The sequence below is a fragment of the Hydrogenophaga defluvii genome (genome assembly GCF_042665235.1).
GTDB classification, from domain to species: domain Bacteria; phylum Pseudomonadota; class Gammaproteobacteria; order Burkholderiales; family Burkholderiaceae_C; genus Hydrogenophaga; species Hydrogenophaga defluvii_A.
Genome location: NZ_JBHTBZ010000016.1, coordinates 130,707 through 144,224, shown reverse-complemented (window position 1 = coordinate 144,224; position 13,518 = coordinate 130,707). Strand labels below are relative to the sequence as shown.

Annotated in this window: 14 protein-coding genes; 7 read left to right on the top strand and 7 right to left on the bottom strand. The window is 66.1% G+C overall.

The window, feature by feature from the left end; all coding sequences use genetic code 11:
- Positions 1 to 71 precede the first annotated feature (71 nt).
- Positions 72 to 608, top strand: a complete 537-nt coding sequence (locus ACFQU0_RS07885) for a MarR family winged helix-turn-helix transcriptional regulator (RefSeq protein ID WP_382199623.1) — start codon at positions 72 to 74, stop codon at positions 606 to 608.
- A 27-nt stretch (positions 609 to 635) separates the two neighbouring features.
- Here the strand turns inward: ACFQU0_RS07885 and ACFQU0_RS07880 are convergent, their stop codons facing one another.
- From ACFQU0_RS07880 to recA, 6 genes are all read right to left on the bottom strand, one after another.
- Complete coding sequence (locus ACFQU0_RS07880; RefSeq protein ID WP_382199622.1) at positions 636 to 1,595, bottom strand: PDR/VanB family oxidoreductase; 960 nt, start codon at positions 1,593 to 1,595, stop codon at positions 636 to 638.
- A 10-nt stretch (positions 1,596 to 1,605) separates the two neighbouring features.
- Positions 1,606 to 2,643, bottom strand: a complete 1,038-nt coding sequence (locus ACFQU0_RS07875) for a Rieske 2Fe-2S domain-containing protein (protein WP_382199621.1) — start codon at positions 2,641 to 2,643, stop codon at positions 1,606 to 1,608.
- Between the two features lie 17 nt (positions 2,644 to 2,660).
- Positions 2,661 to 2,885, bottom strand: coding sequence for a recombinase-like helix-turn-helix domain-containing protein (locus tag ACFQU0_RS07870; protein WP_382199620.1), 225 nt, complete (start codon positions 2,883 to 2,885; stop codon positions 2,661 to 2,663).
- A gap of 11 nt (positions 2,886 to 2,896) precedes the next feature.
- Positions 2,897 to 3,862 (bottom strand): VOC family protein, encoded by a 966-nt coding sequence (locus ACFQU0_RS07865; protein ID WP_382199619.1) that lies wholly within the window; start codon positions 3,860 to 3,862, stop codon positions 2,897 to 2,899.
- A 157-nt stretch (positions 3,863 to 4,019) separates the two neighbouring features.
- Positions 4,020 to 4,484, bottom strand: coding sequence for a recombination regulator RecX (gene recX / locus ACFQU0_RS07860; RefSeq protein WP_382199618.1), 465 nt, complete (start codon positions 4,482 to 4,484; stop codon positions 4,020 to 4,022).
- 2 nt (positions 4,485 to 4,486) lie between these two features.
- A complete protein-coding gene (recA, locus tag ACFQU0_RS07855; protein WP_382199617.1) occupies positions 4,487 to 5,557 on the bottom strand; it encodes a recombinase RecA in 1,071 nt (356 codons plus the stop codon).
- A 140-nt stretch (positions 5,558 to 5,697) separates the two neighbouring features.
- On the opposite strand from recA, the gene ACFQU0_RS07850 reads away from it, so the two are divergent.
- From ACFQU0_RS07850 to ACFQU0_RS07840, 3 genes are all read left to right on the top strand, one after another.
- Positions 5,698 to 6,186, top strand: a complete 489-nt coding sequence (locus ACFQU0_RS07850) for a MarR family transcriptional regulator (protein WP_382199616.1) — start codon at positions 5,698 to 5,700, stop codon at positions 6,184 to 6,186.
- A gap of 63 nt (positions 6,187 to 6,249) precedes the next feature.
- Positions 6,250 to 6,924: a response regulator gene (locus tag ACFQU0_RS07845; protein WP_382199615.1), complete on the top strand. Its 675-nt coding sequence runs from the start codon at positions 6,250 to 6,252 to the stop codon at positions 6,922 to 6,924.
- Between the two features lie 91 nt (positions 6,925 to 7,015).
- Positions 7,016 to 8,395 carry a sensor histidine kinase gene (locus ACFQU0_RS07840; protein ID WP_382199664.1) on the top strand — a complete coding sequence of 460 codons (1,380 nt, stop codon included), beginning with the start codon at positions 7,016 to 7,018 and terminating at the stop codon, positions 8,393 to 8,395.
- A 126-nt stretch (positions 8,396 to 8,521) separates the two neighbouring features.
- Here ACFQU0_RS07840 and ACFQU0_RS07835 read toward each other — a convergent pair whose 3' ends face one another.
- The gene (locus ACFQU0_RS07835) at positions 8,522 to 11,437 is read right to left on the bottom strand and encodes a DNA topoisomerase III (protein WP_382199614.1); all 2,916 of its coding nucleotides are present in this window, start codon (positions 11,435 to 11,437) and stop codon (positions 8,522 to 8,524) included.
- Positions 11,438 to 11,535: 98 nt separating this feature from the next.
- On the opposite strand from ACFQU0_RS07835, the gene ACFQU0_RS07830 reads away from it, so the two are divergent.
- The 3 genes from ACFQU0_RS07830 to ACFQU0_RS07820 are packed head-to-tail and all read left to right on the top strand — an operon-like array spanning position 11,536 to position 13,506.
- A complete protein-coding gene (locus tag ACFQU0_RS07830) occupies positions 11,536 to 12,030 on the top strand; it encodes an SET domain-containing protein (protein WP_382199613.1) in 495 nt (164 codons plus the stop codon).
- A 10-nt stretch (positions 12,031 to 12,040) separates the two neighbouring features.
- Positions 12,041 to 12,838 carry a biotin--[acetyl-CoA-carboxylase] ligase gene (locus ACFQU0_RS07825; RefSeq protein WP_382199612.1) on the top strand — a complete coding sequence of 266 codons (798 nt, stop codon included), beginning with the start codon at positions 12,041 to 12,043 and terminating at the stop codon, positions 12,836 to 12,838.
- Positions 12,832 to 13,506, top strand: a complete 675-nt coding sequence (locus ACFQU0_RS07820) for an SPOR domain-containing protein (RefSeq protein ID WP_382199611.1) — start codon at positions 12,832 to 12,834, stop codon at positions 13,504 to 13,506. Before ACFQU0_RS07825 ends, ACFQU0_RS07820 begins: the two co-directional genes overlap by 7 nt.
- The last annotated feature ends 12 nt before the right edge of the window (positions 13,507 to 13,518 follow it).

The following is a 13,518-nucleotide window of genomic DNA, read 5'->3' as shown; positions in this document are numbered from 1 at the left end:
ATCGTAGGCGTATTTTGTTGTTTCGTCAACATTTGTTGATTGATCTACGATGTGCGGCGTAAGATCGGGCCATGAGCCGACCACGTTCTCCCGCACGACCACCCGAGCCCCAGGCCGCTCCGCCTTGCCCCTGGGACGATCTTTCGCCAGAAGGCACGGGCCTGGACGTGCACAACTTCCTGACCACGCTGTTCAGCCACACCAGCAACGGCTTGCGGCGCAGCATCACGCTGCCCTATGCGGAACGATTTGATTTGTCGGTCTCGGAGTGGCGCCTGCTGTCGGTGCTCGCGGCGGCCGGAACGCTGCCTTTCCCGGAGCTGGTGGCGGAATCGGCGGCCGACAAGGCGCAGGTCAGCCGCACGCTGCAGCTGATGGCCAAGCGAGGCTTGGTGGATGTGGTGACACCACCGGCCGGGCGCAAAGGCATGGTGGTGGCCATGACGCCAGCGGGCCAGGCGCTGTACGAGCGCATCATGCCGGAGGCGCAACGCAGTCAGGCTGCCATGATCCTGACGCTGTCACCCCACGAACGCCGCACGCTGTATGAGGTGCTGCGCCGCCTGCGCGCGCAGTGCGGCGAGGCAGCGGGGAAAGACGAGGAATGAGGTGTGCGGCGCGGCCGCACACGGGGCTCAGAGGTCGAGCACCAGACGGGCCGATTTGCAGCCCGAAACGCAGACCATCATCATCTTGTTGCTGGCGTGCTCGGAGGCGCTGAGCACGGAGTCTCGGTGGTCGGGTTCACCTTCCAGCACGCGGGTTTCGCAGGCGCCACAAATGCCTTCCTCGCAACTGTGGTCCACGTCGATCTTGTGGTCCAGCAAGGTGTGCAGCAAGGACTTCGCGGGCGTGATCTCGATGACCTTGCCCGAGCGCTTGAGCTCCACCGTGTAGCTTTGTTTGGCATCGGCCGAGGCCGCCACTTCCACGGCGGCAAAACGCTCGATGTGGGCGTTGGTGTGACCCAGCGCCTCGCAGGTGGCGACAAAGTTGTCGAGCATCACTGAAGGACCGCAGGCGTAGAAATGGGTGTTGGCCACCGCACCGCGCGAGCCCAGCAGGGCCTTCAGGTCCGGCGGCCCGCCTTTTTCGACGTCGAAGTGCCAGTGCACCGGCACGCCCAGGGCTTCGATCTCGGCGGTCAGAGCCGCACTCTGGCGCGAGCGCGCAAAGTACAACACCTCGAAGGACTTGCCCAGCTGCTGCAGGCGGCGGCCCATGCACAGGATGGGCGTGACACCGATGCCACCGGCCACCAGCACGGTGTGGCCGGCGTCTTCGTGCAGCGGGAAGTTGTTGCGCGGTGCGTCGATGGTGAGCTTCAGGCCCACACGCAGTTGGTCGTGCACACAACGCGAGCCACCCCGGCTGGCCTTGTCCTTGAGCACCGCCACCACGTAGCGGTGGGTTTCGCCCGGCGCATTCAGCAGCGAGTAGCTGCGCACCAAACCGTTGGGCAGGTGCAGATCGATGTGGGCGCCCGCCGTGAAGGCAGGAAAGGCGCCGCCGTCGACCGGTCGCAACTCGATGCCGAGGATGTCGTCGGCTTCAAAACGCAGGGTGTGGACAAAGGCTTGCAGGGTTTGGCTCATGGGAACACTTTCAGGCGGAGGCGGCTTGACGTTCCAATTGTGCCTGCGCCAGTTTCTTCATGTGGCGGCGCAGGCGCACGATGCCCATGTCGTGTGCGTACAGGTGCTCGTGCTGGTTGGCGTCGGGCTCCATGTTTTCCATGGCAATGCGGTCTTGCTCCAGCACGTCCCAGTGGCGTTTTTCCAGGCGGTTCTTGTAGAGGAAACGCCAGGTGTCGCGCTGCCAGCCCTGCACCTTGCGGCAACGCCAGAAGAACACCGCCGTCACGTTTTTCTCGGCGGGCGAGAACGCGCCAATGATGGTGAAGTTGCCGCCGGGGCCACCCGTCTTGGGGTAAGGAATTTCCAGGCGCATGGTGTGGATGCCGGTGTCGGTCCACTCGGTCCAGTCGAAGTTGACGTCGCGCTGGCCTTTTTTCTCGAAGATGAAGCCGTTGGGCACGTCGCGGATCTGGAACTCGGCCGTGTTTTCGCCTTCGGCCATGGTGTGCGACTGCTTGTGCAGGTACACGCCGTGCATGGGGTCCATCACGTTGTCGATGACGTAGCGGTAGTCGCCCGCCCACTCCACGTAGCACAGGAAGTTGGACCACTCGGGCGAGGTCAGCTGCTCGGGCAGGCGCAGCGGCGGCGCTTCGGGCAGGAAGGGATCGGTGGCGTTGAACAAGAAGATGGCGCCAGCGGCTTCCACCGCGTGGAAGCGGCGAGTGGCCTGGCTGCCTTCGAGCTTGCAGCCCGGACTGCCCGGCACGCGCACGGCCACACCATCGGTGCACACCTCGACACCGTGGTATGGGCAAGCAATGCGGTCACCCAGGATCACGCCCAGCGACAGCGGCGCGCCGCGGTGCGGGCAGCGGTCTTCGAGCGCGTGCACCTTGCCGGTGTTGTCACGCCACAGCGCGATCTTGTAGCCCAGGCGGCGCAACGAGATCGGGCTTTCCTTGAGGAAGTTCGACGGGCAGACGGGGTACCACAGGTCCTTGAGGCCCACTTCCAGCGCCTGGTCAACCGGGTCCAGCATCACGTTGATGGTTTGCGTGTTCATGTCGTGCTCCTTGTGCTTCAGGCGCCCAGGCGGGCCATTTCCTGCTGGTAGCTGGCGGTCGTCCAGGGCTGGCCGTTGGGGCCAGCGGGGCCCCCTTCGTTCAGGAAGGCCACCAGGCCTTCGAGGTCGTGGATGCCGGCGGCAAAAGCGCGCTCGATGCTGTCGCCCAACAGGCCTTCGTAAGCGGTGGGCGCCGCCGTGCGGTTCTGGTGGGTCTCGTTGTAAAGGGTGCGGTTCAGCATGGATGCCTCCTTCAGGCCTTGGGTTTGTCGGTCATGAACTTGCCGCTGGGCGCTTCGGCGTTTTTCTGGCGGCGGGTGTTGCCGTCGATGCCCCCCTTGATGGCCCATTCGGCGAACACGGTGGGGCCGGGTGTGAATTCGCGCGGCTGCCAGTCGGCGGTCAGCTCGTCCTCGTCGGTGTAGTACTCCCACAGCGCGCCGGCCGGGCTTTCGTAGTACCAGAACATGGCCGACGAAATGGGGTGGCGGCCCGGGCCCAGTTCGGTGTGCCAGCCCTGGCGCGACATGTTCAGCCCACCACCAATGACCTCGTGCAGGTCGCGCACGGTGAAGGCGACGTGGTTCAAGCCCACGCGTTTGTCCGGTGTTTCCAGCAGGAACAGGTCGTGGTGGCCACCGTTGGGCGCGCAGCGCATGAAATGGCCCCGGTTGGGGTAACGGTCGGAGACGACAAAACCCAGGCACTGCTCGTAGAAAGCCGTCATGGCCGCCAGGTCCTTGACGAAAAAGACCACGTGGCCCACCTCGACGGGCGTGGCGCGGTCGTAGGCCGGAGCCGGCTGGTTGACGCGCACGCGGTCGGTCCAGGTGTTGGTTTTGGCGGCGGTCAGTGCCACCGGGCGTTTGCGGCTGACCTGAACCCGCACGGCCAGGCCGTTGGGATCGGTGCAGCCCACGCGGTCGCCGCTGTCCACGAAGCCGGGTTGCGATTTGAATTTTTCGCGGATGGCGTCCAGATCGGCTTGCGTCTGCACGCCCCAAACCACCTCGCGCAAAGTCGGGTCCGGCTCGATGCCTGGCGGCAGACCGGGCGTGTCGGACGCGGCCGCGATCACGCGGCAGCCGTTGAGCGATTCGTACACCAGCTTCTGCGCCGACGCGCTGACCTGGGTGAGGCCCCAGTCGCCAAAGAAACGCTGGCAGGCCGCCAGGTCCAAGGCCCCAAAGCTGACTTCGTCGATACCTTCCACGCTCATGGCTGCCATCCTTGTGTGTGATGAAGCCCGACCGTCGGGTGGTTCATCTATAAAACATAGTTTCTTTATTGAAACGCTGCACAAATTATAGGAGCGAGCCTTGGGCTGTGGCAAAGGGTTAACCCTTGCTTTTGGTCGGATTTGGCGCGGCGCGGCTTCAGTCGTCGTCCCCGGCGCCGGTGACCACCCGCCGAATGGCATCGGCAGAAAAGCCCCGCGCGGCCAGGAAACGCATCTGCCGGGCGCGTTCGTGCGCGTCGGCGGCGGGTTGGCCAAACTTGCGCCGCCAGACCTCGCGCGCACGGGCCTCTTCGGTGGCACGCAACTCATCCACCGCCTCCGCCACCAGCTCGGTCGGCAGGCCCTTGGCGTTCAACTCGGCGCGCACGCGCTGGGTGCCCAGGCGTTCGGCACGGCGGTGCACCACGCTTTGCACCACACGGGCCTCGTTGATGAAGCCCTTGGCCTGCAACTCATCCAGCGCCTGGGCCAGCTCGCCGGGCGCGGTTTCGTGGGCCTGCAGCTTGCGTTCCAGTTCGGCCCGCGAATGTTCCCGGCTGGCCAGCAGGCGCAGGGCGCGCCCCTTGAGGGAAGGCGCCCCGAAGCCCAAGCGCTCACCCATGCTTATTCAGCGTCCTCGGCTGCCACCACCGGCACACTGGCCGGATCGAACGCCGGCAGCAGGGGCACGCCCACGGCTTCGCGCACCTTGTTCTCGATCTCGTGGCGCAGGGCGGGGTTTTCGCACAGAAATTCGCGCGCGTTGTCGCGGCCCTGGCCAATCTTCTCGCCCTGGTAGGCGTACCAGGCACCGGATTTGTCGATGATCTTGTTGGTCACGCCCATGTCGATGATCTCGCCTTCGCGGCTGATGCCCTCACCGAACAGGATGTCGAACTCGGCCGTCTTGAACGGTGGCGAGACCTTGTTCTTCACCACCTTGACCTTGGTTTCGTTGCCGATGGCGTCGTCGCCCTTCTTGATGGTGCCGGTGCGGCGGATGTCCAGACGCACCGAGGCGTAGAACTTGAGCGCATTGCCGCCGGTGGTGGTTTCGGGGCTGCCGAACATCACGCCAATCTTCATGCGGATCTGGTTGATGAAGATGACCATGCAGTTGGTCTTTTTGATGGTGGCGGTCAGCTTGCGCAGTGCCTGGCTCATCAGGCGGGCCTGCAGGCCGGGCAGGCTGTCGCCCATGTCGCCCTCGATTTCGGCCTTGGGCGTGAGCGCGGCCACGGAGTCCACCACGATCAGGTCCACCGCGCCGGAGCGCACCAGGCTGTCCACAATTTCGAGCGCCTGCTCGCCGGTGTCGGGCTGGCTGATCAGCAGGTCTTGCAGGTTCACGCCCAGCTTCTGGGCGTACTGCACGTCCAGCGCGTGTTCCGCATCCACAAAGGCGCAGGTGCCGGCCAGTTTCTGCATCTCGGCGATCACCTGCAGGGTCAGCGTGGTCTTGCCCGAGGATTCCGGGCCATAAATTTCGACCACCCGGCCGCGCGGCAGCCCCCCCACGCCCAAGGCGATGTCCAGACCCAGCGAGCCGGTGGAGACGACCTGGATGTCCTCGATCACCTCGCCTTCGCCCAGCCGCATGATGGTGCCCTTGCCAAACTGCTTTTCGATCTGGGCCAAGGCCGCCTGCAAGGCCTTGGCTTTTTCGGTGTTCAGGGCTTTGGTGGGTGCATCCATGACTTTTCCTTCTTTAATGTAGAGCAATGTGAACTTTTTACCTGCATTCAGAGCCGGTTTGGCGCTGCGTTGAAGCGAAGTTTATCTGTTAATACATTTTTATAACCACGTTTTTTAGTCAGTTTGCATTACCATTTGCCATGTCCGAAAACCCACCCACCACCGTGTTGGACGACCGCTGGCGCCAGGCCCACCTGGGCCGTCTGCTGGGCCACGCCATGCGCCGTTTTGACGAGCGCGTGCTGGCGCTCATGACCCACGACGCCGAGGTGCCATTGGCGCTGTCGAACCTGGCGGCGCGTGGCCAGGTGGGCGCCGCCCACATCCACATCACGCGGCACCTGGCCCTGGGCGGCTCGCGCCTGACCGACCTGGCGGCCAGTGCCGGCATGAGCAAACAGGCCATGGGCGACCTGGTGGACCAATGTGTGGCCTGGGACCTGGTGAAGCGTGAACCCGACCCACTGGACGCGCGCGCGCGTCGCATCGTCTTCACCGCCACCGGGCTGCTGTGGCTGGCCGCCTTTCGCGCGGCGGTGGCTCAGGCCGAGGCCGAGTTCCGCGCCCAAGTGGGCCAGGATGTGGCCACCGTGGTGGCGCTCGGGCTGGAGGCTTATGCGCTGGCTTGATACGGCGTCAGCTTGGGTCAAGGTCACACACCCTAGAATGAAATCCCCATCGAGGAGACCCCCATGCGCATCCTGATAGCCGAAGACGACCAGGTGCTTGCCGATGGCCTGTTGCGCACCCTGCGAGCGGCCGGCGCCGCCGTGGACCATGTGGCCAGCGGCAGCGAGGCCGACGCCGCGCTGATGACCAACCACGAGTTCGACCTGCTCATCCTGGACCTGGGCTTGCCGCGCATGCACGGGCTGGACGTGCTCAAACGCCTGCGCGCGCGCGGCTCCGCCTTGCCGGTGCTCATCCTCACCGCCGCCGACAGCGTGGAAGAGCGCGTCAAAGGCCTGGACTACGGCGCCGACGACTACATGGCCAAGCCTTTTGCGCTGCAGGAGCTGGAAGCCCGGGTGCGGGCACTGAGTCGGCGTGGCATGGGTGGCGCCAGCTCCACCATCAAACACGGGCCGCTGGTGTACGACCAGGCCGGCCGCGTGGCCACCATCGACGGCAAGATGGTCGAACTGTCGGCGCGCGAGCTGGGCCTGCTGGAGGTGCTGCTGCAGCGCGCCGGGCGCCTGGTCAGCAAGGACCAGCTGGTGGAGCGCCTGTGCGAATGGGGCGAAGAGGTGAGCAACAACGCCATCGAGGTGTACATCCACCGCCTGCGCAAGAAGATCGAGAAGGGGCCGATCCGCATCGCCACCGTGCGTGGCCTGGGCTACTGCCTTGAAAAAATCCCCAGCTGACGGCAGCGCGGCGCCGACCGAGAGCGGTCGCTTCTCCTTCGGGCTGTTCCAGCCCGAACAACGCAGCCTGTTCGGCGAAATCCTCGACTGGATGCTCACGCCGCTGCTGCTGCTGTGGCCCTTGTCGCTGGCCCTCACCTGGCTGGTGGCCCAGGGCATTGCCAACAAACCGTTTGACCGCGCGCTCGAATTCAACCTGCAGGCCCTGAGCCAGTTTGTGGTGACGGACGGCACGCGGGTGCAGTTCATCCTGAACCGACAGGCGCGCGAGCTGCTGCGCGCCGACGACACCGACCTCATGTACTACCAGGTGCGCAACGCCAAAGGCGACCTGGTCAGTGGCGAGCCCGACTTCCCAGCGCCCAACGACGAGGCCCCGCCCACCGCCGGCCAGATACGCCTGCGCAGCGATGTGGTGCGTGGCGACGAGGTGCGTGTGGCCTACACCTGGGTGGAACACGGTGAAAAACGCGAGCTGGTGCTGATGCAGGTGGCCGAGACCTTGGGCAAACGCTCCACCCTGGCCACCGAAATCATCAAGGGCGTGATGGTGCCGCAGTTCGTCATCCTGCCGCTGGCGGTGCTGCTGGTGTGGTTGGCGCTGGTGCGTGGCATCCGCCCGCTCAACGAGTTGGAGCGCCGCATCCGCGCCCGCAAGCCGGACGACCTGAGTCCCATCGAAGTGTCGGTGGTGCCACAAGAGGTGGCGCCGCTGGTGGCGTCCATCAACGACCTGCTGACGCGCCTGAAAGCCTCGCTGACGACCCAGCGCCGTTTTCTGGCCGACGCGGCGCACCAGCTCAAAACGCCGCTGGCGGGCCTGCGCATGCAAGCCGACCTGGCCTTGCGCGAAACCGACCCGGCCGGCGTGCGCAGCTCCCTGCATCAAATCTCCAGTGCCAGCGTGCGCGCCACCCACACCGTCAACCAACTGCTGGCGCTGGCGCGCGCGGAGACCACCGGCCGCACCCTGCCCACCGCGCCCGTGGACCTGGCGCGGCTGGTGACCGCCGTGGTGCAGGACTCGGTGCCCCGCGCCCTGGACAAACAGATCGACCTGGGCTATGAGGGCCCGGAAGACGTGCCCGAGGAATGCATCATCCAGGGCAACCCCACGCTCCTGCAGGAGCTGGTGCGCAACCTGGTGGACAACGCGCTCAACTACACGCCGTCGGGGGGCGTGGTCACCGCGCGGGTGCTGATCGATCGCTTCAGCGGCGTGCTGGTGGTGCAGGTGGAAGACAACGGCCCAGGCGTGCCGGAAAACGAACGCGAGTTTGTGGTCCAGCCCTTCTACCGCGCGCTGGGCACCAACGTCGAGGGCTCGGGCCTGGGCCTGGCCATTGTGCACGAAATCGCCCAGCAACACGGTGCCACCCTGAGCATGGAAGACAGCTTCCCGCACCGCCCCCAGAAGGGCCTGCGCGTGTCGCTGCGCTTCACCGCACACCGACCGGGCGAAACCGAATAAGCAGCCGCGCTCCCTCAGAAGCTCGGCCCAGGGACACCGCCGGGCCGGCTCTGCCGGACGGCTGGTGTCGCCCCCTCGAGGGGGATGCGGCCACGCGCAGCGGGCAAGCGACGGGGGTGGACTTGATTACGTCAGGTGTTTGCCAACGATGCCCGCCAGCTCGAACATGGTGATCTGCGGCTTGCCGAACACCGCGAGCAGTTTGGCATCGGCGTTGATGGCGCGTTTGTTGGTCACGTCCTGCAAGCCGTTGGCCTTGATGTAGTCCCACAGCTTTTTGACCACCTGCGGGCGCGCCACCGGCTCGGCACCAATCACCGCCGCCAGCTCGGCACTGGGCGTGGCACCACCGGTGCTCGCGGTTTTTCGCGGCGCGGCTTTTTTGGCGGTGGCGGCCTTCTTGGCCGGGGCCTTCTTGGCTGCTGCCGCCTTGGCGGGTGCGCCCGCCGTCTTGCGCGGCGGGAATTTGCTGGCGCGCGGCTCGAACTCGAACAAAACCTTGCCTTCCTCAGCACTCCAGCTCAGGAAGGCCTTGAAGTTGCGGCGGGTGCGGTTGGAGACGAACTTGTCCAGCAGGTCGGTCTTGCCGGTTTCCAGCAGCTTGGTGATCTGCTCGGCGTCCACCGGCTGCTGCAGGATGATCTTGCCGCTCTTGAAGTCGCAACTGGGTGTGGGCTGGGCCGACGTGGGCACGGCCTTTTCACAGACGTAGTTGCTGCCATGCTCGCGCACCGGCGCCCCACACTTGGGGCACTTGCCCAGCGAGGGCTGGTCGCCGAAGTCCACCAGCTCGCCGGTTTCTTCGGCGTTTTTGTCGTCACCGAAGTCGAACTCCAGCTTCCAGTTCTTGTCGTCTTCGCTGAAGACCAGCTTCATCTCGGCCGTGAAGGGCCAGCCGGCCTTGGAGCGGAAACCCTCCAGCGGGCCGATCTGTTTGTCGCGCAGGAAGGCGTCGGCCTCGGCCACCTCGAAGGTGCGCCCGCCAGGCGATTTGCCGAAGGAGAAGCCGCAGCCGTCGGACTGCCCATCGGCACCGGTGCAGGCGTAACGGCGGTAGTTTTCCTTCACCACACCGCCGCAGTTGGGGCAGGGCGATGACAGGGTGGCGTAGTCGCCGGGCACGGTGTCGCGGTCGTACTCTTTGGCCTTCTTGACGATGTGCTCCGTCATGGCCGCGATCTCGCGCATGAAGGCGTCGCGGCTGAGTTTGCCTTGCTCCATCTGGGCGAGTTTGTGTTCCCACTCGCCGGTGAGCTCGGGCTTGGAGAGTTCCTCCACCCCCAGGCCACGCAAGAGCGTCATGAGCTGGAAGGCCTTGGCGGTGGGCACCAGGTCGCGGCCATCGCGCAGCATGTACTTTTCGTTCAGCAGTCCTTCGATGATGGCCGCGCGTGTGGCAGGTGTGCCCAGGCCCTTTTCCTGCATGGCTTCGCGCAGCTCGTCGTCGTCCACCAGCTTGCCCGCGCCTTCCATGGCACCCAGCAGCGTGGCTTCGTTGTAGCGCGCAGGCGGCTTGGTCTTGAGGCCCTTGGCGGCGACCTCGGTGTTGCGCACCACCTCGCCAGCGGCCACGGCGATGAGGTTCTGACCCTTCTCGCCGTCTTTGGCGCCTTCCACTTCGTCGGCCGCTTCCTTGCCATACACGGCCATCCAACCCGGCTTCACGAGGACTTTGCCTTCTGTTTTAAAGCGGTGTGCGGCGGCGGCTGCCTGGACGGTCGTTATGCGGGTGGTGACCTGGAATTCGGCGCTGGGGAAGAACACCGAAATGAAGCGGCGCACCACCAAGTCGTACAGCTTCTGCTCAGCCTCGCTCAGGCCGCTGGGCGCCTGCAGCGTGGGGATGATGGCAAAGTGGTCGCTCACCTTGCTGTTGTCGAACACCCGCTTGGTGGGCTTGATGTAACCGTTGTTGAGCGCGGTCAACGCATGCGGGGCCAGGTGGCGCATGCCGCTGTCGGCCAGCATCTCGAAGGTCTGCTTGACGGTGCCCAGGTAGTCCTCGGGCAGGGCGCGCGAGTCGGTACGCGGGTAGGTCAGCGCCTTGTGGCGCTCGTACAGGCTTTGCGCCAGCTGCAGCGTGGTTTTGGCCGAGAAACCGAAGCGGCCGTTGGCCTCGCGCTGCAGGCTGGTCAGGTCGTACAGCAGGCCGCTCGCTTGCGTGGTGGGCTTGCTTTCTTCGGTGACGGTGGCGGGCTGACCGCGCACCGCCTCGACGATGGCCAGCGCGCTGCGCTCGTCCCACAGGCGGTCGGCCTTGGCTTCCGCGTCGGCAAAATCCCCGGTGGGTTTTTTCCAGTCGGCATCGAACCACTTGGCCGGGTACTCGCCGGCCTGGGCCGCGAAAGCGGCGTGGATTTCCCAGTAGTCACGCGCGCGGTGGGCGCGGATTTTTTCTTCGCGCTCCACCACCACCGCCAGCGTGGGTGTCTGCACCCGGCCCACGGTGGTGAGGAAGAAGCCGCCGTCGCGCGAGTTGAAGGCGGTCAGCGCGCGCGTGCCGTTGATGCCCACCAGCCAGTCGGCCTCGGAGCGGCTGCGGGCCGCGTCGGCCAGCGGGCGCATCTGGGCGTCGCTGCGCAGCGAGGCAAACCCGTCGCGGATGGCGGCCGGCGTCATGCTCTGCAGCCACAAGCGCTGCACCGGCTTGCCCAGTGGCTTGGCGCCACCCGCGTACTGCTCGATCAGGCGAAAGATCAACTCGCCCTCGCGCCCCGCGTCGCAGGCGTTCACCAGGGCGCCCACGTCCTTGCGTTTACACAACCTGACCACGGCAGTGAGTCGCGACTTGGTCTTGTCGATGGGCTTCAGGTCGAAGTGCGGCGGGATCACCGGCAGGTGGGCAAAACTCCACTTGCCCCGTTTGACGTCGTACGCCTCCGGTGCGGCGATCTCCACCAGGTGGCCCACGGCGGAGCTGACCACGTACTGGTCGTTCTCGAAGTGGTCCTCGTGTTTCTCGAACTTGCCTGCTGTGGGCGTGAGCGCGCGCACGATGTCCTGCGCCACCGACGGCTTCTCGGCAATCACCAAGGTTTTCATCTCTACAATCCGTTGTCCTACGCGTGCGCACGCGAGCGCACACGCGCTCACACACGTGCGCACACGTGCATGAATTGACCTTACCAAAAATTTCTGACGTGTCGAAATCGCCCGCTCCCCAGCCCCGCGCGCCCCGTCAGCGCATCCAGGCGCGCCGCTCCGGCGTGCATGGCAAAGGTGTGTTCGCTTTGGTCGATCTGGCCGAAGGCGAAACACTCATCGAGTACACGGGCGAAATCATCGACTGGGACGAGGCGCTGGAACGCCACCCACACGACCCGAAAGACCCGCACCACACCTTTTATTTCCACATCGACGGTGGGCGGGTGATCGACGCCAAGTACGGCGGCAACTCCTCGCGCTGGATCAACCACAGCTGCGACCCCAACTGTGTGGCCGACGAGGAAAACGGCCGCGTCTTCATTCGTGCGCTGCGCAACATCCCCGCCGGCTCGGAGCTGTTCTACGACTACGGCCTCACCATCGACGAGCCCTACACCAAGAAGCTCAAGGCCCAGTTTCCTTGCTGGTGTGGCAGCGCCAACTGCCGGGGCACGCTGTTGGCGCCCAAAGAACGCAAGCGCAAGGCTTGAAGGTCGCGTCATGGACACACTGCGCGCTTCGCTCAACCACCACGCCGAACGCGTGTGGGAGGCGGTGGCGCCCGGCCTGCCCGCTTTTTCGGTCGAGGTGCTGACCGAGATCGACTCCACCAACACCGAACTCATGCGCCGCGCCCGCGCCGGCACGCTGTCGCCGACGCTGCTGGTGGCGCTGTCGCAAACCGCCGGGCGCGGGCGGCAGGGCAAGGCCTGGGTCAGCGCCCCGGGCGATTCGCTCACCTTCTCGCTGGGCCTGCCCATGGCGCCGGTCGACTGGAGTGGCCTGTCGCTGGCCGTGGGCGTGAGCCTGGCCGACAGCCTACACCCCGAGGTGCGCCTGAAATGGCCCAACGACCTGTGGTGGCACGGCCGCAAGCTGGGCGGCATCCTGGTGGAGACCGCGAACCCGGGGGCCACCCAGGGCACTGGCCGCTGCGCCGTGGTGGGCGTGGGCCTGAACCTGGCCACACCAGTGCTGCCCGAGATGCCTGCGGCCGAGATGCCCGCCATGCCGCCGGCCGGCCTGCGCGAATGCCTGCCTGGGCTGGACGCCGGTGCCCTGCTGCTGCGCGTGTTACTGACCCTGGTACGCGATCTGCAAGCCTTCGAGGCCCTGGGCTTTGAGGCCTTTGCCCAACGTTTTGCGCAACGCGACGCCTTGCTGGGCCAACCCGTGCGCACCTCGGATGGCCTGACCGGCGAGGCCTGCGGGGTGGGGCCCGATGGCTGCCTGCGTGTGCTCACGCCCGAGGGCATGCGCGACGTCAGCAGCGCCGAAGTGAGCGTGCGCCCGTGCTGAGGCTGTTTGCCCTGGTGATGCTGCTGGCCAACGCCGGCTACTTCGCCTGGAGTCAGGGCCACCTGCGCACGCTGGGCTGGGGCCCGGTGGAGCAGCGCGAGCCCGAACGGCTGGCGCAGCAAATGGGTGCCGACAAGCTGCGACTGGAGGGCACAGCGCCCACACCTGCCCCCAGCCCTGCGCCCACAACGCCCGCGGCGGCGGCGACGGAAGCCACCACCTGCCAGGCCGTGGCCGGCCTGAGCCCTGCCCAGGCCACGGCCGTCACCACGGCCTTGGTCGGCGCCGGCCTGGACGACAAACAATGGGCCCTGGACGAGTCCGTGTTGCCCGAGCGCTGGATCGTCTACGTGGGCAAATTCCCCAGCGCCGACCTGCTCAACCGCAAGAAGACCGAGCTGCGCAGCTTGCGGGTGGAGTTCCGGGACGTCAACGCGCCCGCGCTGCAACCGGGCCTGGCCTTGGGCACCTACTCCACCGAAGCGGCGGCCCAGACCGCGCTGCAGGAACTGGGCCGCTCTGGCGTGCGATCGGCCAAGGTGACCAAGGAGCGCGAAGAACAGCGCAGCGTGTCCGTGCGCCTGCCCGCGCTCACCGAGGCCGAGCGTGCGCGCGTCGAGCCCCTGGTGCAGCAGGCCGCCGGCAAACCCTTGGCGGCCTGCCCATAAAAAAGCCCCCAA

Coding starts and splice junctions, on each gene's coding strand:
- ACFQU0_RS07850 (WP_382199616.1), top strand. CDS start 5,698: ATGTCCGAAAACCCACCCACCACCGTGTTGGACGACCGCTGGCGCCAG.
- ACFQU0_RS07880 (WP_382199622.1), bottom strand. CDS start 1,595: ATGAGCCAAACCCTGCAAGCCTTTGTCCACACCCTGCGTTTTGAAGCC.
- recX (WP_382199618.1), bottom strand. CDS start 4,484: ATGGGTGAGCGCTTGGGCTTCGGGGCGCCTTCCCTCAAGGGGCGCGCC.
- ACFQU0_RS07825 (WP_382199612.1), top strand. CDS start 12,041: ATGGACACACTGCGCGCTTCGCTCAACCACCACGCCGAACGCGTGTGG.
- recA (WP_382199617.1), bottom strand. CDS start 5,557: ATGGATGCACCCACCAAAGCCCTGAACACCGAAAAAGCCAAGGCCTTG.
- ACFQU0_RS07835 (WP_382199614.1), bottom strand. CDS start 11,437: ATGAAAACCTTGGTGATTGCCGAGAAGCCGTCGGTGGCGCAGGACATC.
- ACFQU0_RS07885 (WP_382199623.1), top strand. CDS start 72: ATGAGCCGACCACGTTCTCCCGCACGACCACCCGAGCCCCAGGCCGCT.
- ACFQU0_RS07865 (WP_382199619.1), bottom strand. CDS start 3,862: ATGAGCGTGGAAGGTATCGACGAAGTCAGCTTTGGGGCCTTGGACCTG.
- ACFQU0_RS07840 (WP_382199664.1), top strand. CDS start 7,016: ATGCTCACGCCGCTGCTGCTGCTGTGGCCCTTGTCGCTGGCCCTCACC.
- ACFQU0_RS07875 (WP_382199621.1), bottom strand. CDS start 2,643: ATGAACACGCAAACCATCAACGTGATGCTGGACCCGGTTGACCAGGCG.
- ACFQU0_RS07845 (WP_382199615.1), top strand. CDS start 6,250: ATGCGCATCCTGATAGCCGAAGACGACCAGGTGCTTGCCGATGGCCTG.
- ACFQU0_RS07870 (WP_382199620.1), bottom strand. CDS start 2,885: ATGCTGAACCGCACCCTTTACAACGAGACCCACCAGAACCGCACGGCG.